This is a genomic window from Cysteiniphilum sp. QT6929 (assembly GCF_030035755.1).
In the GTDB taxonomy this organism is placed as follows: domain Bacteria; phylum Pseudomonadota; class Gammaproteobacteria; order Francisellales; family Francisellaceae; genus Caedibacter; species Caedibacter litoralis.
In genome coordinates, this window is record NZ_CP103983.1 from 1,653,064 (window position 1) to 1,677,747 (window position 24,684).

Below are 24,684 nucleotides of genomic sequence, written 5' to 3' on the forward strand. Positions count from 1 at the left end.
TACAGGGTTATGAGCAATAACTATCAAACGATTGATGATATTTATGGTGGTATTTACCAGTCATTAGAAAATAGTAATGATCGTCCTGCTGCTTCAGTACATGAACTAGATTTTGTGATTCAAGATGTGATTCAAGCATCCGTTAAAAAAGAGCAATATGTTTTTGCTAAGGCGCTTAAAAATGGACAGCAAGAAATTGGCGTTGTATTTATTTCTAATGAGGTTCCCAAGGCGCGATATGAACATATTAAAAAGCAAGGAAAGAGCTATCTAAAAGAGGGTCTGACCATTATGGTTCAGCCTGTTGTTGCTTCATTATTAGATGAGCTCATTACGTTGTCTTTGAGAGACGAAATTGACACTGGTATTTTAAGTGAATTTTACACTATCGTAAAAGAAGCAGTAGATCATAAAGCGTCTGATATTCATATTGAAGCAACGGCGACACGCGTTGAGTTAAAGCATCGTATTAATGGATTGGTATATCTGCATAAAGCGTATGATGCCGAGGTGATGCTTAAGATCTTGCGAGCGATTTATAATACTAAAGGGCATTATGGTACAGTTGATAAACAGTTAGATCTATACAATAAAGCGCAACAAGCGGTTATTGATCAGCATATCGAAGGTATGGTTTATCGCTTGCGTTTTCAAAGTACACCACTATACCCCTACGGTTATAATGTCGTAATGCGAGTATTGTCTATGGGGAAAAAACAGAGCCAGACAATACACTCATTAGGCTATGCATCTGAGCAAGTTGAGCTGATCGATAAGGCACTAGTTTCACCAGAAGGCGTGATTATTTTCTCAGGTGAAACTGGTTCGGGAAAGAGTACATCATTATCTGTGGTTTTGAAGTTGATGGTGGATCGTTGTCACCGTCAGAAAAAAATACTGACCATTGAATCGCCGCCTGAATATATTATTGATGGGGCTTGTCAAATCCCCGTGCATGAAACAGCAGATGATACCAGTCAAATGACATTAGAGAAGTTTAACCATACGTTTAAAGCAGCAATGCGCCTAGATCCAGATGTTATTATGGCGGGAGAAATTCGTGATCGTTCATCTGCCGTATTATTGCAGCAGGCAGTGCAATCTGGGCATAAGGTCTTGACAACATTGCATGCTCAAAATGCATTTTTGTGTGTTGAGCGTTTAATGGGTATTGGTATTGACAAAGAAGTACTATTATCACCCAAGTTTTTGTCTATGATCGTTCATCAAACCCTTGTACCCATAGTTTGTCCTGAGTGCTCTTGGAGCTATGATCAATATCGATCGATTTATCCAGATTGTGCGGTATTACATAGATTAGAACAAGTTAATCGTGACTCTGGTCATGATTGCAAGGCACTGCAACATGTGCGTTTTGCCAATCGTGATGGGTGCGATCACTGTGATCATAAAGCCGTTATTGGTCGTGAAGTCGTTGCTGAGGTGCTTATACCCACAGAAGCATTATTGGAAAAAATGCGTTTAGGGAGAATAAGTGAAGCAAAAGAAATATGGTATCAAACCGGTGGGCAAAGTATGGCTATTCATGCTTTGTCAAAGGTGTTATCAGGTTTACTGTGTCCGGCGATGTATGAGTACAAAATGGGGCGTCTAGATCAAATCGAGGTGAGTAATGAAGTCAATATTTGATCGTTTCAAGATGAGATTTAGTCAAGATAAAAGCCAAATAGATAATCGGAATATTAAAAAATATCCTATCGTCTTGATTTTTGTTTTGCGTTTGTTTTTTTCTAATCGCGTGCGAGCTTCGTTATATCAAAATATTATTCTGGTGATGAGTAATAGTAGTTTGAGTATTTACGGCACACTGGTGGCTCTTAAAGAGAAGTACACATATTATCGATCAATTAATAATAGTATTTTATCGATGATTTTAAGTGATTGGATTAGGAGAATTGAGTATGAAGGTATGACCTTTGATGAAGTGATTAAACACTATATTCTGCCAAATGAACATATGATGATTAAGGCGAATTTTGATAATCCCATTAATGCACTTGATTATGCCAGTCAATTGACTAGGAAGTTTGCGTTATTAACTAAGAAAATTGCAATTGGGATGATCATGCCAATCATTGCAACATTGATTTTAATTGCAGTCATTATTGGTTGTTCGCTCAAGGTGATCCCAATGCTATTAGCGTCATTACCTGCTGATAATATATCTGGCAATATTGCGGATTTTATTGCATTAAATAGCTATATCACGAGTCATGCTTGGCATATTGTATTGATTGCGATTGTATTAGCTATAATGATCCCAATACTTATTAAGCGCTGGACTTTTCATGTGCGCTATCGCTTCTTTGATAAACTATGGGGATTTGCCGAGTATAAAAGGATTCAGGCAACGAGTGTTTTGATTTCTTTGGCATCACTGCTTAGTTCAGGCAAAAGTTTTAATATGGCGTTTATGTTGATGGAAACAAATTGTTCAGATTATCTAAAACCATATATTAGCAGGATGAGAAAAATGATGTCAGAGGATGGCGTTTCAGCTGGACGTGCGTTAGCAAGTGTGAACCTTTTTAATAACAATACATCGCTACTTTTAGATATTTATACCGATGCGGGTGCGATTGAAGAAGGGTTACTCGCATTAAGTGACCGTGTTTTAGAAACAGAAATCAATGCGATTGTAGCGAAGATGAAAATGCTGGGATTTGTCATTTTAGCTTTATCGATGAGTTACATTGGCTTCTTTTATTTTTCAGTGGCGACATTATCAGACAGTATGCGTTAAAAAGTTCTTAAGGATGGGGTGTTTATTATAGGGGAATTGTTTATAAATGGATGGTGTATAACTCTTGAGCGCTGTCTTTGTTACTAATTTCATTATTGGAGATATTATGAAAAAAATATGTATAGTATTGTTTGTGTTAGGGGTAATGCCTTTAGGAAATGCAGTGGCCGTAGAGACTCAAGCAGTGGGAGATAAGATGCAGCAATTGTACTTAGATGATAGCGCATTAAATACCCCAGAGGGTTCAAGTAAGATTAAAAACAACCAATATTTACAGAATTTGCTATATAGCCGTGTTATTAAAATGGATAAAGGAGATCGATACAATTGGTATCAGCATTCAGAGTTTGGTAAATTTATCTTATCTCAAGCAGGTCAGGATTGGATAGAGACTTATGCTGGTAATGAATGGTTGAAACAGGCTCAATGGTTTGATTGGCTGAAAGAAAATGCAAAAAACACGTGGGTTTTTAACAATGCAGCCATTAGTTGGCTTAATTCCGATGCTGCTTTGAGGTGGGTTGTTAAAGACGTTGGAAAAAATCAGTTCTCCAATTTAATGGTGTATTGTGTTGATAAACAAAACGCTCAATATAAGTCAGATTGTGAGATATTAAAAAACACCAAGGCGGGTAAAGCTTTTTATAATCATTCAGAGTCAAGGTCTTCAGATCATTTATTCCCTTCTAACACCCTACAAAATCCTTCAACGCAAAGCAGAGGGCAAACTGATAGTGGTTTCGATAATAAAGGGTTCCATGATGGCAAACCTTCTTTTGGTCAGTTAAACAATAATAACTGCTCAGAATTTAAGCCATCGCTACTTAATTCTCCAAATGTATCAATCTTGGGAGGAGGCGTGGCTGCAGTGGCTGCTATTCCAGCTGTTGCTATTAGCTATACTATAAATAGAAATGCTGAGACTGATAATGATAGTGGATTTACCCAGCAGTTAAGGCAGTGTGCAAATATTGCTAATGGCATAGCGTGTGATTTAGAGAGTGAAGTTGATACACGGACTTTGCTAAGAGATCTTGAACGATCTTGGGATCTTCAGATTAACGATCAACCTTTGGTTGAATTGCTTAGTAATCAGTTATTAATAGTTGTTGATGGAGGATATTCTTTAGGTAGCATGATGACCTCTGATGATATGTCAGCTGCTTTAACTTTGATGTATCATCAAGCACGTCAGATAAGACAAAATGCACTAAATATACCACGTCCTGTAACTAATTCTGCTGGAATGGCTAATATTATTAGCCTGAACCACGTTGATGATCAGTATGGCAATGTATCTGAGCATACAGCAACCAATAATATGGTTGATATTGTTGATACACTTCCAATCAATCAGACGCGATTGTTTCCAATCTTTCGAGATGGTCATTTTTACCTGATTGCAATCCATAGGGCTGAGGATCGTAGCTATCAAGTATTAGTATTTGACTCAGCAGGGGTAAATACTCAACGCTCATCTTTAGTCAGAGGTGTCATCACAAGACTACAGCAACAGACCAATCAGCCTGTCACTGTACTTGAATACTCTAGAGGAATACAAGCAGGTAATGATTGTGGATTCTATGTAACCTATCTTATGCATAGATTAATAAATATGGGCTTTTCGCGTGTTATACATGATTTGGGTCTGGCAAATGATGCGCAAGATAGCTTATTTCAATTGAATCCACAGAGTTTACAGCGGCGTAATATAATGTCTATTTGGCTGCGTAATTACTTTACCCAGTTATATCGTCTGGTTCAAAATGACAATGACAATATTCCTTTGAGTGCAATTGAACAAAGTTTTCTGAATCATATTGCACGAAATAATGCCTTTACTGATGTCTCGTCTCTTGAGTTATTAAGCTACCAAATGAGGAGGGATCCTTATGTAGATAATGCGATTGATCATCATAATATAAGTGAAACTTTATTGCAGAGTATAGGAAATGCTCAAGATAGAAACCTGTCTAATAGTGAAAGGCGCCTTATTTTGGAGTCACATCAAGGTGCTGTAGCACCGTTGACGAATCCTTTTGTCGAAAGTGCTTTTACAAGGGGCTTTGAGGTTGGTTTAGATTCCATCAATAAAAAAGTAGTTGTCAATCTGAAAACTCCTCATTTTTTAAATTTCTCCTCGCCCAATAAAATTCAATATGGCTTTTAAGTCTGCTTGGCTTATCTGATGCTCCTCAATAAACTGATCTACGCGTAGTTTTGCAAGATATGTTTTCATTCCTTCCAAGATGTAATGCCTTGTTACTTCACCTGATTTAGAGCCGCCAAGCTGTGCAATCAATACAACAAAGTCATCATAAACTTCACCTTGACCAATCTCATATAAATAAGATGCAACAAAGAAACCAATAGCAGTAATGGCTTTAATCCCTTCAAAGTCTTTTATCCTAAACTCTTCCCAGCCTAACTCACCTTTGATAAATTTAAACACACCCTCAATACGAGAGCGCTTTAAATAGCAATCATAAACGTTGTAAACGTCATATTGATTCATAAGCTCCTTATTTGTGATTAAAAGCATCGGTTCGTCAAAAGCTTCTTTGCCCTTGCGATCAAGCAGCGTCATTAAAACAACATGATACTGCCCAATCTTCTGCCATTTAGCCTTGATCACGCAATCCTGAAAACAGCGTCCACTGATGTATAGCTTTTGAATACAGAAAGTATATGAATGTTCAAAGGCGTGATCTATCAATTTCCCTTTTTGCTCCTTATCACCGCTTAAGCCTGAAACTGTCCTGTTTTTCTTCAATCGTATGACAAACTCATCTTTCAGTTCCTGTATAAAATCAAAGTACTCACTATCATCAAACTCACGATCTAATACATGCGTAATATTTAATGCTGAATTCTTTTCTTTCAAGGCGTTAGAGCAGGATTTAATATGCTTTAATGCTATGCGCTTTGAGGTCAAATAACTATCGTCATCATAGGCTTCTTTAGACGCCTGTGAAATCACGATATCCTCACCGGCACTTAACTGTTCAATCGTTTCTTTTGATAAAAACTCTGGCTGCTTGTTGCTGTATAGCTCATGACCCAATAAATCAATCTGTTTATTATCTAAATTAACGGCAATTGTATTGAAGCTACTATAGCCATTGATGGTTTTCTTACTCAGATCTTTTACTTTTCCTATATGCTCTGCTTGCTTGGTATATTTTTTGCGTATCTCGCTGGGATCATGAATCAAAATAACATTATCCGAAGACTCGTATTTCTTGGCTGTTTCAGCGCATAGTACTTCACTAATTTGCTCGGGATCAAAGTCATTTAGCTTATTGTCACCTGTAATTGTCCGTCTCAATTTTTCGTACTCCTTTTGGCTGCTACTGATTGAGTAAAGGTTTAAACTGCCATGCTCTAAAACCTTTTCCAGTATCGTCTTCACATTTTTTAAAAGACACCTTTGATGTCATTTTGTTTAATAATTTGCTCATGTGGTCACCAAAAGTAGTGTGCGCCATCCTTGTGATTCCTCTTCTCATATCATTGCTTCGGGCGTATTGTACACGCTTTTAAATTTTTGGGGAGTTTTCAGTGTCAATGTGATTTTAGATGAAGATGACCCAAATAACAGTCATATCAGGTTAGATCTGACTGTACCGATTATAGCTGCCGAAACAGATAGTGCAGTTGGAGATCTCGTTGCTTCCGCAAATATCTATTTTGAGCAAGAACTAAAAAAGAAAATGACAAAGGGTAAACAGAAAAGAAAATCAAAAAATCAAGGGTATCAAGCTCCTGTTAAACAAACGCTGGTCTACGAAGATATCAGGATGCGCTTTGAGGCAAAACCGGATAGTCGGCGTGTATAAAAACCACTAGGACTGCTTGTCCGTTATATCGAAGCTAAAGACTTTATTGAGAATAATCAGTGTAGGATAAAGCTTGTGAGGTGTTGTCGATTGGCATGACTCACAAAGCTTGTCTTAAAATTATGAAATTATGGGAGATATATACAATGAACAAAATGCTTAAATGCATCAAAATAATCTCTATTTGTGCTGTGTTATATAATGGCGCATATAGTGATATTAGAAATATGACTAACTCAACAGCTTTACAACCGACTTTGCTGAATGACATTTTTGAAGAAGATCATAATGTGTCAGATATTAGTGGATTGCTCAAAAGTGCCCTAAATGGTGATAAAGCTGCCATGGAAAATATTCAATTTATGGCGATATATGACTGCTCAAGCTCTTTAGCTCAACAGCAAGATGAAAGATGTTTTAACTTATCTTTACAAGCTTATGAAGGGTTACCTAGCTACTTTAAGTCATTGGTAAGTTTTATTAGATTTAAATATTTATCTATGCCAAATCAAGTTAACCTTTTGTTTAGCCCTGATAATAATTTAGTCAGGCAGGTTTATAATCAAATGATTACGTCAATATATGAGCAAGAGTTTAAAGTGAGATTTGCTAAAAAACATGATAATGGTCTAAAGTTATCACAAACCGCAATTAAAGATGCTATTAATGCTAGAAATAATACTAAAGTTGCTTTGCAGTCATTAACTTCAGTAACAGGTCAGATTGGAATCTATCTCAGAAATTATTACAAATACGGTTCAATTTATGGACCATATACCAAGTTTTCTTTCGTTTGCGAAAGTGGTTATTTATGTTATGAACCATCATTTAGCGAAGATGGATCAAAGAATAGTATGCTCAATGAAATAGATGCTTATAAAGCTTTTAAAACTGATGGCGGTGATTTAGGTCTAGTTGGTAATAACTTTGGTGAAAAGATTGAAATTGCTAAACAGCTTAACAAAGAGTGCACCTTAGGCACACGTATTTATCCAGAGGCAATATCGGATGATTATGTGAAATGCTATCAGAAAAATGAGAATATAAGTGCTTGTCAAGAGATTAATTTGATGCCCTCAAAACTAGTTTGTGTTAAAGGTGAATTTGATATGTTAGATGATAAAACTGCCAATAAACACAAGAGTGACTTATAAAAACTTACATTAGAGAGGCTTGAGGGAGATTACAAATTTACGCACTTATAATCATCAATCCCATCAAATTGATGAGAGTTTTTCCAAACTGAAGAATATTGATCGATTGAGCTTTACTATTTGTTGCCATGGAAGGTGTACTTAGTTTAAATATATTGTGAAATCAATCATTTATTTGTGCCGTGAGCAAATCATTTTATGCTGTCTAGCTACAAAGCAGCCCTTTAAAAATCTATTGAGTGGTCCAAGAGCTACTTTACGATGTGTAATCGCCTTAAGTAGTTTGTTATGGATGAATATGGTATGCGCCAACGAGCAGATGATGGTCAACAATATTGTCAACAGCATGTTCCCATTAACACCAACTGATATTGAGCAGTCAAAAACTGAGATTAGCTCAAGACAAAAGGCTGCGGCTGTTATGCCAGCCATGAGTAATGTTAATGGTGTTTCGCGCATTGTTATTGCTAACACGAAGCCCGGGTTCTCAACCGCTCCACCTAATGTGAGATTAGGTATTGGTGTAGTGAGTTCATTGATTTTCACCGATTCAAAGGGAGTTGTTTGGCCTGTAACAAGTTATGTGATCGGAGATGCAGAAAATTTTACCGTTAATTGGGATAAAAAAGGTGGGATTATCATGCTTCAATCAAAAAAACCTTATGCCAATACAAATATGGCAGTGATGCTACAAGGGCGTGCAACACCAATTACTTTAATGTTGCAATCAACACAAAAGGAGTGGGATTACGAGCTGTATGTTCGTGTCACTAAACCTGAAGACGACTCGCAGCTTGGGGGTGTGCAGCAATCATCGTATTTATTGTCTTTATTATCAGGTGTTGTCCCAAGTGGCGCCAAAAAACTATCTAGCACGGGCGAGCAAGGCGTGGGTAAATTTTGGCGCTACAACGATCGATATCTTATTTTGACATCGGGCACACTTATTTCTCCAGGCTATATTAATCATATTGAGGATAAAACGATGGGTACTACTCATGTTTATGAGATTAATCCAACACCTGTAGTGATGATATCGAATGATTCAGGGTTACATAAAGTTAATTTAAAGGATGAGTAGGCAATGTTGAAATTTTTTAAAAATCATCCGCGATTACGTGTATTGATTATTTTTCTAATAATTATCGTGATTTCAATTATGATGTTATCCATGTGCTCTAAAAATAGCCAGACATATTTGCGTTCAGAAGTAAGTGATAACAAAATTGAAGTAAATCAAAAAAATCCAATAGTCGATAGTAAACGCCAAGAACTTATTGCTAAAGAAAGGCAGCAACAGATTCAACAAGCTGAGCAAAGTAGTGGTAGCTATATTGAGGATGTTTTTTCATCTACAACTCAGGAAAAAAAAGATAAAGACATTGATAATAGCCAACAGCAGATGGATCCTGTTGCATTTTATGATTATAAGCATCAGCAGAAAAAAACAGAGGCTCAAAAGTCGCAGACGCAGATTAAAAGTGCCGATAATCAAGAAAGTCAATTTCCAATTGATCCTAAAGTGGCGCAAAAGAATTTTGAAGTTATTTTAAAAACCTGGAATAAATCACCATCAATGAAAGAGGAGCAAAGTGAGCTTGGCAACAGTGGTTTTTCTGGTGGGATGTCTTCAGCTAGTAATGACCTGATGGCCATGTTTAAAGCAGGTGATATCTTGATTGCTGTCATTGATACTAGTGTTAATAGTGATCAGCCAAATACACCAGTATTAGCGCATATCGTGGTGGGACCCTATAAACATGCCAAGCTTCTGGGGAGCTTTGTTAGAGAAGAAGATAAATTGGTGGTCAAATTCAACACCTTATCAATTGAAAATTACGCAAAAAGTATTTCAATCAATGCGTATGCTATTGATCAACATACTGCGCAAACTGCTTTGGCAAGTGACGTTGATCATCATTATGTATTGCGCTATGGCAGTTTGTTTGCGGCATCATTTTTGCAAGGGTTTGGGACTTATTTTAGTAATGCACAGCAGAATAATAATCGCTGGTGTTATAGAGATCAGATCACTGGTCGGGAAGTTTGTCAGGGTAGTGAGGTTGAAATGAACGCTAGAAATGCTGCTTATTCAGGGCTTGGGCAGATTGGTACGGCGCTAAGTAGTTCGATGTCAAAACAATTTGATAAACCACCAACTGTTACCTTGGATCAAGGTAGTGCGATCGGTGTATTAATTATGCAAGATGTTAATCCACTAAAAAGTTAATCACAACAAGATAGCTGTTTTAAAAAGTTTGGTTTGTACATATAAAAATAATGAGTAAAGCAAAGGATAAAAGTACATGAGTAATTATGATTTTTTTGAAGATGACGATAGGAAAAAGCAAGCTGACAGCGTGGCAGAAGAGTCTAAGCAATCAGAAGAGAATATCGTTGTAGATAACGGAGTGACATCAGGGTTAAAGGGAAAGTTAAACTCATTTAAATTTGAAAAAATTTATCTTGTCTATGCTGTAGCAGGATTAGTGTTTATATTTGGTGCCTATTATGTACTAGGAACACTATTTGGCAGTGATGATAAACCTTCTAGCAATATAAAATCTCAAGTTAAAACACAAGCTACTAACATGCCATCGTTTGTTAAAACAGAATCAAGAACAGTTCACACGGAAAATGCTCAGGTTAATGTAGATCAATTACAGGAAGTAAAAACACAGTTAAATACACTTAATGAGTTGCAAAGCGCTATCAGTAAACGCTCAGAAAAGACAAGTATTGAAATTGCGCAGCACATTAAGAAGTTAGAATCTCAGCAGGATCAATTGCTTAAAGATATGCAAAAAATAACCTCTGTTATTAACAGTATGCAACAGAATGATCAAAGCAAAACGTTAATTTCTCTTGTGAGTGAGCTGCAGCGACAACTGCAATACATGAATGCCAAAGAAATTAATATGAATGAGAAGCTTCATTTAACCGCAATTATTGATGGTATTGCGTGGTTAGAAGATAAGAAAGGCCATTCATTTACTGTCAAAGAAGGGTCACAGTTAGAAGGTTATGGCAAAGTTTTAAAAATCGATGACCAGACTTATAAAGTCTACACAGCATCTGGTTTTGTATTTGAATAAGTTAGAGATAAATAATGAACTTCTTGTATAACACTGTCGAGGGAATGTTTTCCTGGTTAAATAGTATCAGTAACAAAAGTATCTATAATTATTGTGAGCTTGAAAGTGCTGATGATGAGCATACTCTGATTACCAAAGATGGTAGTTTGGTCTCGGTGCTTGAAATTAATGGTGTTAAACACATGGTAGGTAATGATGAATATCATCATTTATGTGATGAAATCACTGCTACTTTAACGCCGTTACTTAAAAAGCAAGGAGTCAAGATCAAATGCTTTTTTCGCTATGATGCACAAAGTACAGCACAGGAAATAGAGAAGTTATTGCTGCCATCACAAAAAAGTGCTAAACGGTTAGATTTGGCACTTGAAGATTACTTTAATGCCAAAAGAGTCAAACTCGAAGAGGCTTGTGTATTTGAAAAATGTTATTTGTGTATTTGGAGTTCATCTGATCTATTGACAGCGCCTGCACAAAAACAAGCATATCGAAACAAACTAGAGCAGCTTAAGAGTCACAATATAAAAATCTCATCAAAGGCACAACATTTCTTACATGTCATTAATGAGGTGAGGTTACAGCATACTGCATTGGTGACTGTTTTGATGGAGTCTTTTTTTGCAATGGGATTGAGTGTTCAATTAATGAAGGTTGAGCCGTTATTAAAAGCAGTTAAGCAGCAGATTTCACCAGATATAACAAGTAATGACTGGCAAGCACATCTGCCTGGAGACAAACTACAGCTAGGTTGTGAAGATAGTGATTGGACCAGTTGGTTATGGCCAAGCTTAAGTTATCAGCTGTTTGCAGAGGAAAGTAACAATGTCAATATGTCAGAGTGTATTGTTGGCAATTACCGCTATGCGCCGATCACCATTAGTTTATTTCCCAAGCATATTCAGGCATTTTATGCATTATTCCAAACGTTGAAAGAGTATCAGCTACCTTGGCAGATTTCTTTCTCATTGGCGCCTAATGGAATTAAAATAAGCCAAATCAAGTCGCTTTTGGCTCAGTTCCTGACATTTAGTTCTCATGAAAATAAGTTGATTTGTCGTGCACACGATTTATTAAAGCATATTCAGAACAATACGGACATGCCCGTTATTAGGCTTTCCGTAAACTTAATTACATGGGCAAATAAGTCTGACTTAATGACTTTTCAGAAACGTAAGGCAGCTTTACATAAAGCAATTCAGAATTGGGGGGGCGCGCAAACAACGGAAAATTTTGGCGATCCATTTGACGTGGTTCAATCAAGTTTCTTGGCTTTAAATCGTCGGGGTTTTCCTTGTGCTGTGGGTGCGCCATTAAACGATGCAGTAAAGCTGATGCCATTTTTTAGACCGGCTCTTTCATGGGATCATGGTGCAACTTTATTTCGTACACCTGATGGTAAATTATGGCCATATCAAAGTGGTTCATCTAAGCAAGTGAGTTGGATTGAGTTAATTTATGCGCGATCTGGTTCGGGTAAATCAGTATTATTAAATTCACTTAACCTTTCTGCGTGCTTGTGTAATGGCTTGGAGGGGCTGCCATATATTTCGATTCTGGATATTGGACCTTCTTCAAAAGGAGTGATTGATTTATTAAAGGCCGTTGGAGGAAGTGCGATTGCTGAGCATTATCAATTTACTTTTAGTCATATGGATGCGATTAATCCTTTTGATACACATCTTGGCGCACGTTATCCAGGACATGCACATAAAGCATTTTTAGTGAATTTTTTGACAGTATTGTTGTTGGAAAATATACAAGAGAATTTGCCAGATGGCATGGAGGCTATGCTAAGTTTAGTTATTGATGAAGTGTATAAACTCACCAGTGATCATCAACAGCCCAAACGCTATCAGGTAGGCATTAATCAAGAGATTGATCGTAAGTTGCAGGAATTACAGGTTGATAGTCAAGGCAGATCATGGTGGCAGATCACTGATATACTCTTTCAAAAAAATGAGATTCGTTTGGCGCAAAAAACGCAACGTTATGCCATGCCGTTGCTATCAGATTTAATTAATGCAGTGAATCAGACAAGTGTTATTGATCTATATAAAGGATTAAATCTAGCAAGTAGTGAAGATTATATTCAATATTTTTGTCGCAATATCACCACGGTAATAAAAAACCTACCGTCTTTGAATCTTGTGACGCGGATAGATGTTGATGCAAGGGTTGTGGCGTTTGATTTGGCATCAGTGATGTCGGCAGTTTCTGCAAATGATGCACGTATTTCAGTTATTGCTTATATGTTAGTGCGTCATTTAACGGCGGGCTACTTTTTTGTGAAAGTCCAAGATTTAGAGCAGTTGTCAGCAAGCTATCAGGGGTATCACAAAGAAAAATTGCAAGAACTATACAATATCCCCAAACGTATTGTTTTTGATGAGTTTCACCGCACGCGAGGCTGTGCACCAATTTTAAGGCAAGTGCTAACCGATATGCGTGAGGGCAGAAAACATAATGTACAAATTGCATTAGCTTCACAATCATTGAGTGATTTTAGTCATACGATGCTTGAGTTTGCAACGTCAATTTTTATCTTAAGTGGAGGAAATCAAAGTACACTAGAAACAACCCGCTCACATTTTGGTTTAAATCAGACAGAGGCTTCTGCATTAAAATATGCGGTACATGGACCAACAAGTGAGGGGATGAATTTTATTGGTCAGTTCCACACGGTCAATGGCATCAATACCCAGTTACTGAATTTATGTTTAAGTGCTTATGAGTTGTGGTTATTTACGACAACAGCAGAGGACTGCTACTTAAAAGAAAAATTATCTGAGCATATCGGTGTGATGCCAAGTTTATTGCTGTTAGCTCAGCATTTTCCAACTGGGAGTGCTAAAGCTTACCTTGAAACCCAATCAAATTTACAGGTGGATAGATCAGTTAAAGAGATTGCTAATGAATTAATAGAAAATTTTATTGAGCAATATTACAGGAGTGTCAAACATGGACAATAGAAGTGAGATGCATCATTTTAAAGCAGAAATTATCAATTATTGGCATGGATTTGGTAAGCCTGAGTTGGTGGATATGTTAACGGTTTATGATATTAAGGAAAATAAGGTAAGCGAGCCTGAACTATCAAATGAGATCTATGATGGATTATATGAAGTTTATCTTGAGGCTTGTCAGCAAAAAGAGCCTAGTGAAGAGTATGCTGATGCCATCATTCGCTTGTGTGACAAGCTCTCGACAGCCCTTATGATGTACATGATGCAGAATATTAATAAGAAAAATGGGGCTTTATTTCAGATGATTTATCAAAGGCTCAGCAATAACCTAGCTTACGAGCTGTTGTATAAGCGTTGCATGTCATTTGAGAAAAATCTTATTTTAGTCAGAGTTTGTAGTGAGGCTCGTTTATTAAAGGTAGAAAGTGTATTAAATAAAGTGCTGGATGAAGATTATGCAAACTAATGTACTCAAAGTGATTGCCAAAAGGGCAGAATTTTATAAAAGTAATTTTAGGCTAATCATTAAAGTCTTACTTATTAGTATTCTATTGAACGTGATTTTATTTACTTGCTTATGGTATAGCCATAAGGAAAATGAATATTACTTTTTGGCAGTTAATGACCAAGGGGTAGTTAAATCACTTGATCTACCTAAAAAAATAGTAGTTACTGATGACATGTTGGTTAATTGGGTCAGTTTAAATACCACTAAGTTGTATAAGTTTGATTTTTTAAATTATAAAGAGCAAATTCTAACATTAAAACCATTGTTTACCCAACAAGGGTGGTATGCCTTTAATGAAGCATTTAAAGAGACAGTTGATCAGGTAGTGGATCATAAAATGGTGGCAAAAGCAGCTTTAGATGGGGTTCCAATTATTACCGCTGCAGGGCATATTGCTGGCGTAAGCAGTTGGCAAGTTCAAGTACCGGTATTAGTTACCTTCTCTCAAGGTAATGAGGTGTCAAACAACCACATCATCTTAAAATTAACCATTCAGAAGAATAGCAGGATACAGGATTTGGCAAAAGGCCACTATTTTGGGATCGCGCAGATTATTCAGCTAAATAGCAAATAAGTATATCGCGCATAAATCATTGTGCGGACGGTGTATATATCCACCTATCTATCACAAGCAAACCTTGAGTATTTTTGATATGAAAAAAACAAAAGAGAAGAAAACTAAAGTCAGATTTCGCCGAACGAAGCGTATATTTTTAGCAGATGCTTTTCATAAGCAGCATCGTTTTATCGGCAATGTATTTAAAAGTATTTTAAAGCTAAAAAAGTCTGAGCATGACATGTCTTATACAGATTTGGCAAAATCTGGTATTGATGAGACTCGCATAAGCCATATTATAAAAAAATTCACCTTTTTATTGCGCCTGTGTTTATTGCTTGCCGTTGTTATCTATTTTTATGCGCTTTATTTGTTCATCAAAGGTTATATATTGATTGGATTCATTGCTCTATCATTAATGATGCTCATGCTTGCAAATGCGTTCAAGTATCATTTTTGGCGCTATCAATTATATCGAAAAAAGCTTGGTTGTACCTTTCATGAATGGTTTGTTGATTTATTTAAAGGAGGGAAATAATGCTGTCAGAAAATTGGAGTGCATGGCAGGTTTTAAATCAGCTCTTTGCTTTTTATCCGAATAACACATCCGCATCAGCTGTATTTTCTGGTCAAGTCTCGGATGCTGCTTTTCGAACTTTGATTTACTACTTTAACGTTGGCATTTTAATGGCAGTCATTGCCATTTATGCCTTTATTCTAGTGATCGGTACGATTAATACGGCGAAAGATGGAACTTTTTTAGGTAAAAATTGGAGTTCATACTGGATTCCTTTGCGTGTTATTCTTGGCTCGACATTTGCTATTCCTTTACAGTCAGGGTTTTGTATGGCGCAATACCTGATCTTCTTGATGGTGTCCGTGAGTATCCAGTTTGCTAATGATGTGTGGAAGGAAACTTACACAAAGTTGGATCAAAACAAGGTTCCACCAGTGATGAGCTATGATATTGCCGATGGCGTCAAAACCGATCTTGCTTTGTATCTCTTGGCAGGATTTTCAAGTGATATGCTAACTAAGCTTGCCAGTAAGGCAAATGGTGATGATCGATATGATGCCTATGACACACCTAAAGTTGATCAGATGTCTATTGTGCAAGCGGCAATGAAAATTGAGAATAATATTAGTCAACAGATGAGAGATAATATTGATGAGGTGGATGATATTTATAAGACGACCGATAATAAGCTTAATACAGCGAACATTGAGCGCTTAAAACAAGGTATGCAGCAATGGTCGATTCTTTCGGGTGATAGTTATGAGCAATACTATATCTATAAAATTATTAATCACTATATTTTTAGGTTGCCTGTCAGTCAGCCTGATAATACTGATGTCTCTAAGGCATTAAGTACGTATTGTTATGCTGAAGATGATGGTAAACCTATACTGGGTGGCTGTTACAATCTGATTAATAGAATTTTAGATATGCATAAGCAGAGCCTCAGCATTAGCTACTTATTTGCTCAAAATCAAACAACTATTGGCGATTTAGCTCAGTCGATTGCTAAAGGGTTTCAAAGTCAACTAAAAGAAAAGGCAGAAAATCCAGGGCAAAGTAATGCAGCGGCAGATGTCGAGCAGAAAGAACGGGAGAATGATTGGTGGAATGCTGATCAGAAGTATTTTAAGTTAGATAGTAATTTTGAAAGTGTATTACAGGCCTTTCATAAAAGTTTTGCGGTATTTGATGACTTGCTATATAACGATCAGCAAAGTCAAATTGATATTTCTAAGGTAGGGATTAAGCTACAATATCTTAAAAATAGCAAATCTCTTGGTTATTTGGTTGATAATGCAATTAATGGTTCACTTAATTACAGCATTCATCCTGATATTTCAGAGGATGAGAAAGATCCTCAGCATAGTAAAGAAGTGAAGCTAACTGATTTTATGGGAAAAGATAAAACGGATAAATTTATTCAGCTAGATCTTAGTAAGCTTAAACAGCAGATGATGGATGTTTTGGGGAAGGATGTTGAATCTTGTAAAACGACATATAAGGCACTTTTTGGTCAAGATATGTATATTATTAAGGATTTCAACTGTAAGTCCTTGATAGATGCTATTATTCCTTCTTCTATTTCCTCTGATATTGGTAAATATTTTTTGGTGATTCAGACAGCGCTTGATAATAGTAAGCAAGGTGCTGATATAGAAGACAAGAAAAAAAAGTATGTTGAGCAATTTCTATACCTAGTAAGATTGTTTCAGTTAAATCATGTCAGTTTCTTTCATGAAGGCGCTGTAGTTGCTGATATTGCCTCACCTGCAGAACAGTTTATCAATGAGATTTTTCAAAAAATGAGTCTTGATGCTAATGCTGGAGGTATTTTAAATCAAATTTATAATATCGGTGAATCAGTTAGTCCTGGTGCTTCTGTGGAAAATGCATTTTCAGCTTTAACGCAAATTCAAGGCGTAGGTCAGTCATTAATAAAAATGGTTGTGGATACATTGATAGCGATTACTAAAAAGGCAAATAAAGCGCTAAATGATGTTAAGTGGGAAGTTGGCACGATTCAGGGGGTATCAAAGTCAGCAGCATTAGGAGCTGCTGTTTCTAGCTACTTTACGCCAGGGTTACCTGGTGTCATTTCTTCTATTGGCGATTTTGGTGCGCAATTAGCAACGTTTATCACGATGACGAACTTAACTATGTCATTGATATGGTTGCCACTTGTCTTTTTTGTGTTGGTGACTTTATTTACCAATGCGGTTTTATTTGCACTTATTATTCCTTTGACACCATTTATCTTATTTTGGGCAGGTAAGATTGCTTGGCTATTATTAATTATCGAGGCGCTAGTTGCAGCACCAGTTGTCGCCCTTGGACTTGTTTATCCAGAAGGACATGAAGTATATGGCAAGGCAGAGCCTGCCATTCAAATCATGCTTAATCTAGTGTTAAGACCTGTATTGATGATCTGTGGATTAATTACGGGGATTATTTTGACTTATCTTGTCATAGCTATTTCGGCAAAAGGTTTTCATGCTGTGGCAACGCAAATCAGCAACGTATATGGTACGTCAAGCGATAGCTATGTTACTGGATCATTAAATATTTTATTGATATTTATGTACGCAAGCTTTATTAGCTTGGCTTTTTATAAATGCTTTTCGTTGATTTATATCTTACCTGATAAGATTCTGCATTGGGTCGGTGGTACACACAATGAGCGTGCTGGCGAGCAAGATATGCAGGAGATGAAATCTTCAAGCATGCAAAATGCTCAAGGTATGGCACAATCAGGCACGCAAACTGTAGAGAAGCACAATCAAGGACGGCAAGAGCAAATGCACGGTGTGCAAAACTTGGGCGCCAGCGCCGGACATGTTGGTACTTCGGTGGATAATTACAAATATCACAAAAGCCAAAAAGGTGGTGGTGAAAGTAGTGGAGGAAATGGTGCACATCTTAGCAATCCGGTTAATCCAAATAAGCCTAATACTTAGAGGTTTTAAGAAATTTTAGATATTAAGTACCTATGCAAATATTATCAGGTGTTTTCTGGATTCTCGGATCAAGTCAGAGAATGACAGTGAGTAGTCATATTCGGGCTTGACCCGAATATCGATTATTACCAAGGGACTATTGTTTAGGTACTTATGTGGGGGATTATACTTTTTAACATTGTATTTACAGTTAAATGAATCTAAATAGGAGAAACGTCCATGTCAGTTCAACAAAAAATAATTATATTGCTATTTTTTTTACCAATTCTAGGCTTTTCAAGAAATACCATCAGTGTGGAGATACAGAATAATACAAGCGTTCCAATTGAAATACAGAAGACTGATGATCATTGCTGGTATCCTAATGATTTTGAGAGTAATACGCAAATCAATAGTGGTATGAGCAAAAGTTTTTCTTCAGAAGATAAAGCTTCTGGGAACTGCTATGATGATGGAGCAGCTATAACGACTGATCATCAGATTGATTTAAAGGTTGACTCTAATTATGGCTCATCCACATTTACGTTAGGCATTTATTATTCCTTTGGCTGGAAGGGGCACTATTTTTATAAAAATGTTAAAAATGATGAGAATTTAACGCTAGATGTTACTAATGATGGCTCCTCCTATCTTGTAACGGTAGGAGGACATCTCGTTCCTAATATCATCTCTGTGGGGTTGGGGAAAATAAATGCATCAATATCTGGGTATGCTTTGAATTATGCAAATCGCAAGTACTATTACCCAGGTCCAACATCGGATAATGGTTATAAAGTTGATGTAATGTTTTCTAATACTCCAGCAATTTGTCACATTAACTTAAACCGTTTATTTGAGTATGAAAATATCGCTTGTGATGGTATGACTGGGGTTCATCCTGCATACAACAAAAAAAACAATGCGGTATTGTTTTTATGTGAATCATTTTCTAATAATGGAGCCTGTCCTTGGATTAATAAGGAAGGGAGCGGCCTTCGCTCCGAAGCGGCTAAAGCATTGTATGGGTAGTAGGTTTTTAGATTGCAGTGCCCATTGTTTAAGAATGCAAATGTCATCAAATTGATGAATATGCAGTAACTATGTAGCCTCTTTGGTATTATGTGCCTATAATTGCAATATAGCAAATGAACGCACTCTAGGGGGAAACATGAGTGATAATAAAGACGGAGCTAATGGTAAAGCATTAGAAATGAGAGATAAAAAGACAGCAGCAGATTCGCAAGCGCACTATAGGGTGAATGTCGTGTCGGATGAAGTGGCACATGAAGCGCGAATAGAGACTTTCAAAAATTCAGCTAAGCTTGAACAAGATGGTATTAACAGTGCATCAAAGCAGAATTGGTATACCCAGCTCCCTCAACAGCAGGCTGAGGCAGGTCATTACAATGGTAGTATGTTTAATAATAATTTGAATGGTAATGTTAATAATACACCTAAAAAGTAGCAACTGTTTAGCGTCTTGAGATCTTTCAAACACATTTGTTATATAACTCCGTTAGCCATTTTCCGGTAACGATATGTTATAAATCTATATCAAATACAGGAGCACCCTAAGCGGCTTCACCGCAACTAAACATCACAATAACTTGCGGGTGTTTCTGATGTGGAAATTGAACAAAAAAACAGCAAGTTATTCAGGAGCTTTTTATGTCATTTAGGCTAGATAATACTTTTTTTTATGCAAAAAAAAACGATGACAATAACTATACACTTCATGCAGTAGCAAAGCATGATTTTTATGCGAAAGACAATTGGAAGGCTCAAAATGATAACGCCTATTTACTCAATGTTAAAGCATTGCAAGAAGGCAAGCGTAAAGAGATAGTTGAAAAACGGGAGAACAATGAGTTTGAGTTGATTCGTAAAGAGTATACAGCAGAAGAATTAGAGAGTATCTTTGGTAGCAATTGGCAGGTGAAAGAAAATACAATCGAGTTTGAAAAAGGCATTGACTATAACCTCGTTAAGCTGCTGAACTTAAAACATATCAATACAGAAAAAGAAGCCCAGTCGTTGGTTGATATTCTAAATGTACGGCTAAAGGACAAAAACACACCAGATATGGCAGGTGGGTATAAGCTTGAAAAATTTACCCATGATAACAAAGGAAATAAAACAACATATCAGTTAGCTGCAGGGCAGACAATGTATCAAGTCATGCAAAACAGCGATGGATCAACCCATATCGAGTCAAAGGGTGATCCAATGCAATTTTCAAAGCATTTGCTCGAAACGGTAGATTTATTGCGTGCTAACACTAAGACGAGTTTAAAGTCAAAAGTTATGGATGAAATAAAAGGCATCCAAGATCCCAATGAAAAGTATCAGCGTGCAAAGCAAATCTTGGGAATTTTAACGCAACCGACGCAAGTAACAGAGAATGGCTCACTAAAATCATCATCCTTAAATAAATTGAAGACAAAAGATGCAAATGACAAGAAAGTCGAAGAAGCAGGCATTTCAACACCAATGATTACATTTACACGTCTAGCGCCAATCTACAAGAAGAAAGACAATAACAAAGATGATGAGTATTTAGATTATGACAAATATAAAGAGATTGCAGAGGATGCATTTAAAAGGGGTTACCTTGTGAATGCCAAATCAATGATTGAGCAAAAAGATGAGCAAGGTCATTTTGTGTTCTCAGAGCAAGCGCGTCAGAAATTGACCGATATTTTTGATATTCATCATAAAGACAATGAAAGTAAACTAAAAACATTTTGTGATTACTACATGGGAAGTAAAGATCAAGAGGTATCAGTAACTACTTCAATAAATTGAAATTGCTATGAACCTATACCTAATTGAGAGGGGTGTTTTATGTCATTATTACAGTCAAAAATTAAGAATATATATCAAGAGCTATTATATCAGCAGCAGGAATTCGAGTTTAAAAAGCCTTTGCTTGCCTTCTTAAACCAATTACATCAAGAGCACGATAAAATTAAGCACTTACAGCAGCAATTAGATCAGCTATTGACTCGGTTGTATCGTTATTTTAAGGCAGTTGCATTAGCGCATCGTCATAAAGAGGCTATTAGTGAAGAAATGCAAGAAGCATTAGATCAAAATCTTGAAGAGATCAAAACTTTTTATCAAGAGTTAAGAATCGCTTATGAAGATAAGCGAGGAGAATTTCAGGAGCAGCTAAAGCAAGAGCGCCTTGATGCCAAACATGCTGAAATTTTTAGCGACAGTGATAATCAAGTAATAGCATCAATGATGGATATTCCTAAAGATGCACCGATGACGATGCAGCAGATAAAAGATTTTGTTGATTCACTAGATCGGCATACTCCTTGTCAGTTATCCTTTGATCTGACTGAGCATGGTTTGCAAAATACAATTGCAGTTGTGCGTGAGATGCTGAACTGTCAATGGCTAAAAGAGAATATTTGTTTAAATCCATGTAAAAGTCAGCGTACTAAATTAAATGACAAATGTCTTTCGTATATTCATGAATTATCATGCATGTTATCACCAAACAATGAGCATCAATCTCAACATAATTCTTTTTTGTTTAATGAAGATGCTAAGTTGAATATAAAGTTGAGTATACTCAGAGATATACACCCATCGTAAAATCTTTACATTTGCGTTGAAATCATACTGAATGTGGCGTAGTATTTTGACATACCTGTTTTATCTATTTTTAACTGAATGCCGTCAATACATCGTAAAGGAAAAATGATTCAAGATGATCCCATCATGATGACAAAAACTCTGGAGGTGGTAAGCCAGTTTGCTTTGGAAGAAAAGCTTCAGCAAATAGTGAGTACTTTCAATTGCTGTGGTATTGATTACGCATTGGTTAATGAGTCCTTTACGTGGTGTGCCCCGTTGCAGCTGCATAAGTACGCTTATCGCTTTCACAGCAATAACCAGTACCGTTATGAGGATCCTTATTTTAGCTATGAGTTGATTGGATTGCTACCACGACTTTGTCATTTATCTGAAATTGCGGTGCACGCACAAGCTTGGCAAAGTTTATTTACGCCAGAGCATTCTAAATATGGAGATTGTTATGCGATTTCTTATTATTTTTGGGTGGAAAGTAATGCGCACCGCTTTGTGCTATATTTTGATAGCATACACAATATAACTTCACTGTACTTAAAGATAGCAGAACTATACTATATGTTGCATGATCTGGTAGTCGATATTTCTCCTTTAACCATAAAGTATTATGATCAGTTCGCTCTATATCCAGAGGATCTTGTGCTACTGGCTTTGCCACCACATTGGCTTAAACCGCCGCAAGATAAGAATATTCAAGTGGCATTTAATCTAAGTGATAAAGAAATGCAATGCTTTATGCTTTTGGGTCATGGCATATCCGAAAAGAAAGTATTAGCTGATAAAATGCAAGTCTCTCATCGAAGTGTTGATAACTATACACAGCGTCTTAAGCAGTTACTTGGGTTGACAGAAAGTTATGAGTTATTTGAATATGCAAAACGCTATTGGTTGTTGGTGTAAAGAGCATAAACTATTTTGATTTAACTCTACACAGTAGAGGATTAAGTTGAGGTAGATAGTATTATCAATCACATACAAGATTGACTATAGTCTGTTACTGAAGAGTTTGAGATATTGACATTTGATAGTATCTGTTTATCTTCATGATGAGGGAAGAAGCTACCGTTATTAGCTAAATTGCTGATACACATTGTAGAGTTAGAGATATAAACTCCTTTGGCTGCGCTTGAGAACCAATGGTCATAGACATCGGCAGGGTTAAAATTGTCAGCAAATCGACTCTTTTGTGCAGCCCAAATAATGGAGCTTTTGGTGTCAGAAACAAAGTGGTCAAATTTCACTTTATAGCTCCCAATAGTATAATTCGAGCTTAGATTATCTTGAACAAAAACAGAGTTATCTCCGCCTGAATAATGGATGTTATTAAATGTGAAACTGTACTTTGGCGTATCAAAATCTTCACTTGACAACATAACCATTGCTGATATTGTGTCATTTTTATTAGTTAATACAGCTGCATCATTAATAAGGTTTAGGTCACTTAATTTTCCCGGAGCACAAAGTATAATTTGATCGTCGAAGCGTGCATCTCTATAACGATGTAAAGAGGCTTTGTTGTCTCCATCAATAATTATTCCTGCAGGGATATAAATGCTATGATCAATGGTATACTCTTTTGGTGCAAGCTTAATAATTACAGGATGATCTGCATCAAGCTTTGGATCAATATGTGGGGAAGTCTGTGCTAATTTTATTAGGTCGTCTAAAGATTGCCAATCTTGAGCTTTGATTGTTCTATCGGCAACTTCATCCTTAATGATTTTGTTCAGATCATCAATTTGTTTACTTAATACATTTATTTTTTCTGAATAGATTTGCTCAATTTCATCAACATTTTGTTTTGCTTTTTTAGCATCAGTTTTTGCCTCTTTGGCATCGTTTTCTGCATTGGTAATCCGTTGATCAAACTGATCCACCCTATCTGCTGAGGACTTAGCATTATCGGCTGTTGTCTTTGCCATATTTGCCGTTTCTGATGCGCTACTGGCAAGCTCACTTGCTTTATCTGCTGCCTGTTTAGCCGCATCTGCAGTGCCTTTAATACTATCTGCTGTTTGTTTAGCCGTATTGGCAGTTTGTTGCGCGTCTGAGGCATTTTTCTCAGCCATATTAATGCGACTTTCATAGCTATTAGCTTTATCAAAAGCAGTTTGTGCGGTATCTACGGCAGCTTTTGCTTGATCGTTTGCAGAGGAAGCAATTTGCTTGGCTGAAGTGGCATCGCTTTCTGCAGTAATTAATCTGCTATCAAATGTCTTAACCGTTGTTGCTGCCTGTTGAGCTACTGAATTGGCGCTTGTTGCTGTTTGAATTGCTGAATTTGCATAAGACTCAGCATTGTTAGCATGCGTTTCGGCATTTGCTGCCTGTGCGGAAGTTGCATTAATTGGATCTACCCATTGTAAATTAAGTATATTAATCAATCCGCCTACCGAAGTAATTGATGTCGGTAAGTCTGTGACATTGGCAGAGGAGATAGAAACCATTGCCAAGCTAATGCTGCTGATCATTATTTTTATTTTCATTCTATTTCTCCTGTTTCAAAGTAAGGTTATTGACTGCAAGTTGCTGAAAAATGGGTGTTGACATGATTTGTCAATCTGCTGCATTATTTCTTTAATATTCATTTGGATTGTCTCCTTTAAATCTGAAAACTCCCCAAAAATTTAAAAGCGTGTACAATACGCCCGAAGCAATGATATGAGAAGAGGAATCACAAGGATGGCGCACACTACTTTTGGTGACCACATGAGCAAATTATTAAACAAAATGACATCAAAGGTGTCTT

General features: G+C 36.7%; 20 protein-coding genes. 18 read left to right on the forward strand and 2 right to left on the reverse strand.

Translation table 11 applies throughout. The features are described from left to right. The first annotated feature begins 9 nt into the window (after nt 1-9). From NYP54_RS07215 to NYP54_RS07225, 3 genes are all read left to right on the forward strand, one after another. The gene (locus tag NYP54_RS07215) at nt 10-1,650 is read left to right on the forward strand and encodes an ATPase, T2SS/T4P/T4SS family (RefSeq protein ID WP_117003083.1); all 1,641 of its coding nucleotides are present in this window, start codon (nt 10-12) and stop codon (nt 1,648-1,650) included. Beyond that, nucleotides 1,634-2,764, forward strand: a complete 1,131-nt coding sequence (locus NYP54_RS07220; RefSeq protein ID WP_283155942.1) for a hypothetical protein — start codon at nt 1,634-1,636, stop codon at nt 2,762-2,764. The genes NYP54_RS07215 and NYP54_RS07220 overlap by 17 nt, the downstream gene beginning before the upstream one ends. 106 nt (nt 2,765-2,870) lie before the next feature. Further along, nucleotides 2,871-4,934, forward strand: a complete 2,064-nt coding sequence (locus NYP54_RS07225; protein WP_283155943.1) for a hypothetical protein — start codon at nt 2,871-2,873, stop codon at nt 4,932-4,934. Here the strand turns inward: NYP54_RS07225 and NYP54_RS07230 are convergent. Continuing rightward, on the reverse strand, nt 4,893-6,176 hold the full coding sequence (locus tag NYP54_RS07230) for a transposase (protein WP_283155944.1): 1,284 nt from the start codon (nt 6,174-6,176) through the stop codon (nt 4,893-4,895). The two genes, NYP54_RS07225 and NYP54_RS07230, sit on opposite strands and share 42 nt — an antisense overlap. A 157-nt stretch (nt 6,177-6,333) precedes the next feature. On the opposite strand from NYP54_RS07230, the gene NYP54_RS07235 reads away from it, so the two are divergent. The 15 genes from NYP54_RS07235 to NYP54_RS07305 all read left to right on the forward strand — a co-directional run bounded on the left by NYP54_RS07235 (nt 6,334) and on the right by NYP54_RS07305 (nt 22,835). Further along, entirely contained in the window at nt 6,334-6,603 is a 270-nt protein-coding gene (locus NYP54_RS07235) for a hypothetical protein (RefSeq protein ID WP_283155945.1), read from the forward strand. Nucleotides 6,604-6,749: 146 nt separating this feature from the next. Then, on the forward strand, nt 6,750-7,757 hold the full coding sequence (locus tag NYP54_RS07240) for a hypothetical protein (protein ID WP_283155946.1): 1,008 nt from the start codon (nt 6,750-6,752) through the stop codon (nt 7,755-7,757). A gap of 292 nt (nt 7,758-8,049) precedes the next feature. Beyond that, entirely contained in the window at nt 8,050-8,838 is a 789-nt protein-coding gene (locus NYP54_RS07245; protein WP_283155947.1) for a DotH/IcmK family type IV secretion protein, read from the forward strand. Between the two features lie 3 nt (nt 8,839-8,841). Then, nucleotides 8,842-9,987, forward strand: coding sequence for a TrbI/VirB10 family protein (locus tag NYP54_RS07250; RefSeq protein WP_283155948.1), 1,146 nt, complete (start codon nt 8,842-8,844; stop codon nt 9,985-9,987). A gap of 76 nt (nt 9,988-10,063) precedes the next feature. Next, nucleotides 10,064-10,852 (forward strand): hypothetical protein, encoded by a 789-nt coding sequence (locus tag NYP54_RS07255; protein WP_283155949.1) that lies wholly within the window; start codon nt 10,064-10,066, stop codon nt 10,850-10,852. A gap of 44 nt (nt 10,853-10,896) precedes the next feature. Then, nucleotides 10,897-13,821, forward strand: a complete 2,925-nt coding sequence (locus NYP54_RS07260; RefSeq protein WP_283155950.1) for a hypothetical protein — start codon at nt 10,897-10,899, stop codon at nt 13,819-13,821. Next, on the forward strand, nt 13,811-14,281 hold the full coding sequence (locus NYP54_RS07265) for a hypothetical protein (protein WP_283155951.1): 471 nt from the start codon (nt 13,811-13,813) through the stop codon (nt 14,279-14,281). The genes NYP54_RS07260 and NYP54_RS07265 overlap by 11 nt, the downstream gene beginning before the upstream one ends. Continuing rightward, nucleotides 14,262-14,897 (forward strand): DotI/IcmL/TraM family protein, encoded by a 636-nt coding sequence (locus tag NYP54_RS07270; RefSeq protein WP_283155952.1) that lies wholly within the window; start codon nt 14,262-14,264, stop codon nt 14,895-14,897. The genes NYP54_RS07265 and NYP54_RS07270 overlap by 20 nt, the downstream gene beginning before the upstream one ends. 79 nt (nt 14,898-14,976) lie before the next feature. Further along, the gene (locus tag NYP54_RS07275; protein WP_283155953.1) at nt 14,977-15,417 is read left to right on the forward strand and encodes a hypothetical protein; all 441 of its coding nucleotides are present in this window, start codon (nt 14,977-14,979) and stop codon (nt 15,415-15,417) included. Then, on the forward strand, nt 15,417-18,353 hold the full coding sequence (locus tag NYP54_RS07280; RefSeq protein WP_283155954.1) for a DotA/TraY family protein: 2,937 nt from the start codon (nt 15,417-15,419) through the stop codon (nt 18,351-18,353). Before NYP54_RS07275 ends, NYP54_RS07280 begins: the two co-directional genes overlap by 1 nt. Nucleotides 18,354-18,572: 219 nt before the next feature. Further along, complete coding sequence (locus NYP54_RS07285; protein ID WP_283155955.1) at nt 18,573-19,361, forward strand: hypothetical protein; 789 nt, start codon at nt 18,573-18,575, stop codon at nt 19,359-19,361. A gap of 139 nt (nt 19,362-19,500) precedes the next feature. Continuing rightward, nucleotides 19,501-19,797, forward strand: a complete 297-nt coding sequence (locus NYP54_RS07290; protein ID WP_283155956.1) for a hypothetical protein — start codon at nt 19,501-19,503, stop codon at nt 19,795-19,797. 203 nt (nt 19,798-20,000) lie between these two features. Beyond that, nucleotides 20,001-21,137, forward strand: a complete 1,137-nt coding sequence (locus NYP54_RS07295) for a hypothetical protein (protein WP_283155957.1) — start codon at nt 20,001-20,003, stop codon at nt 21,135-21,137. A 39-nt stretch (nt 21,138-21,176) separates the two neighbouring features. Then, a complete protein-coding gene (locus NYP54_RS07300; RefSeq protein ID WP_283155958.1) occupies nt 21,177-21,938 on the forward strand; it encodes a hypothetical protein in 762 nt (253 codons plus the stop codon). A 126-nt stretch (nt 21,939-22,064) separates the two neighbouring features. After that, nucleotides 22,065-22,835, forward strand: a complete 771-nt coding sequence (locus NYP54_RS07305) for a hypothetical protein (RefSeq protein WP_283155959.1) — start codon at nt 22,065-22,067, stop codon at nt 22,833-22,835. A gap of 68 nt (nt 22,836-22,903) precedes the next feature. Here NYP54_RS07305 and NYP54_RS07310 read toward each other — a convergent pair whose 3' ends face one another. Further along, nucleotides 22,904-24,421 (reverse strand): hypothetical protein, encoded by a 1,518-nt coding sequence (locus NYP54_RS07310; RefSeq protein WP_283155960.1) that lies wholly within the window; start codon nt 24,419-24,421, stop codon nt 22,904-22,906. Between the last annotated feature and the right edge of the window lie 263 nt (nt 24,422-24,684).

What these genes read in the sequence shown, in the direction of transcription:
- NYP54_RS07215 (WP_117003083.1), top strand. Translation starts at nt 10, where the DNA reads ATGAGCAATAACTATCAAACGATTGATGATATTTATGGTGGTATTTAC.
- NYP54_RS07220 (WP_283155942.1), top strand. Translation starts at nt 1,634, where the DNA reads ATGAAGTCAATATTTGATCGTTTCAAGATGAGATTTAGTCAAGATAAA.
- NYP54_RS07225 (WP_283155943.1), top strand. Translation starts at nt 2,871, where the DNA reads ATGAAAAAAATATGTATAGTATTGTTTGTGTTAGGGGTAATGCCTTTA.
- NYP54_RS07240 (WP_283155946.1), top strand. Translation starts at nt 6,750, where the DNA reads ATGAACAAAATGCTTAAATGCATCAAAATAATCTCTATTTGTGCTGTG.
- NYP54_RS07245 (WP_283155947.1), top strand. Translation starts at nt 8,050, where the DNA reads ATGAATATGGTATGCGCCAACGAGCAGATGATGGTCAACAATATTGTC.
- NYP54_RS07250 (WP_283155948.1), top strand. Translation starts at nt 8,842, where the DNA reads ATGTTGAAATTTTTTAAAAATCATCCGCGATTACGTGTATTGATTATT.
- NYP54_RS07255 (WP_283155949.1), top strand. Translation starts at nt 10,064, where the DNA reads ATGAGTAATTATGATTTTTTTGAAGATGACGATAGGAAAAAGCAAGCT.
- NYP54_RS07260 (WP_283155950.1), top strand. Translation starts at nt 10,897, where the DNA reads ATGTTTTCCTGGTTAAATAGTATCAGTAACAAAAGTATCTATAATTAT.
- NYP54_RS07265 (WP_283155951.1), top strand. Translation starts at nt 13,811, where the DNA reads ATGGACAATAGAAGTGAGATGCATCATTTTAAAGCAGAAATTATCAAT.
- NYP54_RS07270 (WP_283155952.1), top strand. Translation starts at nt 14,262, where the DNA reads ATGAAGATTATGCAAACTAATGTACTCAAAGTGATTGCCAAAAGGGCA.
- NYP54_RS07275 (WP_283155953.1), top strand. Translation starts at nt 14,977, where the DNA reads ATGAAAAAAACAAAAGAGAAGAAAACTAAAGTCAGATTTCGCCGAACG.
- NYP54_RS07280 (WP_283155954.1), top strand. Translation starts at nt 15,417, where the DNA reads ATGCTGTCAGAAAATTGGAGTGCATGGCAGGTTTTAAATCAGCTCTTT.
- NYP54_RS07285 (WP_283155955.1), top strand. Translation starts at nt 18,573, where the DNA reads ATGTCAGTTCAACAAAAAATAATTATATTGCTATTTTTTTTACCAATT.
- NYP54_RS07290 (WP_283155956.1), top strand. Translation starts at nt 19,501, where the DNA reads ATGAGTGATAATAAAGACGGAGCTAATGGTAAAGCATTAGAAATGAGA.
- NYP54_RS07295 (WP_283155957.1), top strand. Translation starts at nt 20,001, where the DNA reads ATGTCATTTAGGCTAGATAATACTTTTTTTTATGCAAAAAAAAACGAT.
- NYP54_RS07300 (WP_283155958.1), top strand. Translation starts at nt 21,177, where the DNA reads ATGTCATTATTACAGTCAAAAATTAAGAATATATATCAAGAGCTATTA.
- NYP54_RS07305 (WP_283155959.1), top strand. Translation starts at nt 22,065, where the DNA reads ATGATGACAAAAACTCTGGAGGTGGTAAGCCAGTTTGCTTTGGAAGAA.
- NYP54_RS07310 (WP_283155960.1), bottom strand. Translation starts at nt 24,421, where the DNA reads ATGAAAATAAAAATAATGATCAGCAGCATTAGCTTGGCAATGGTTTCT.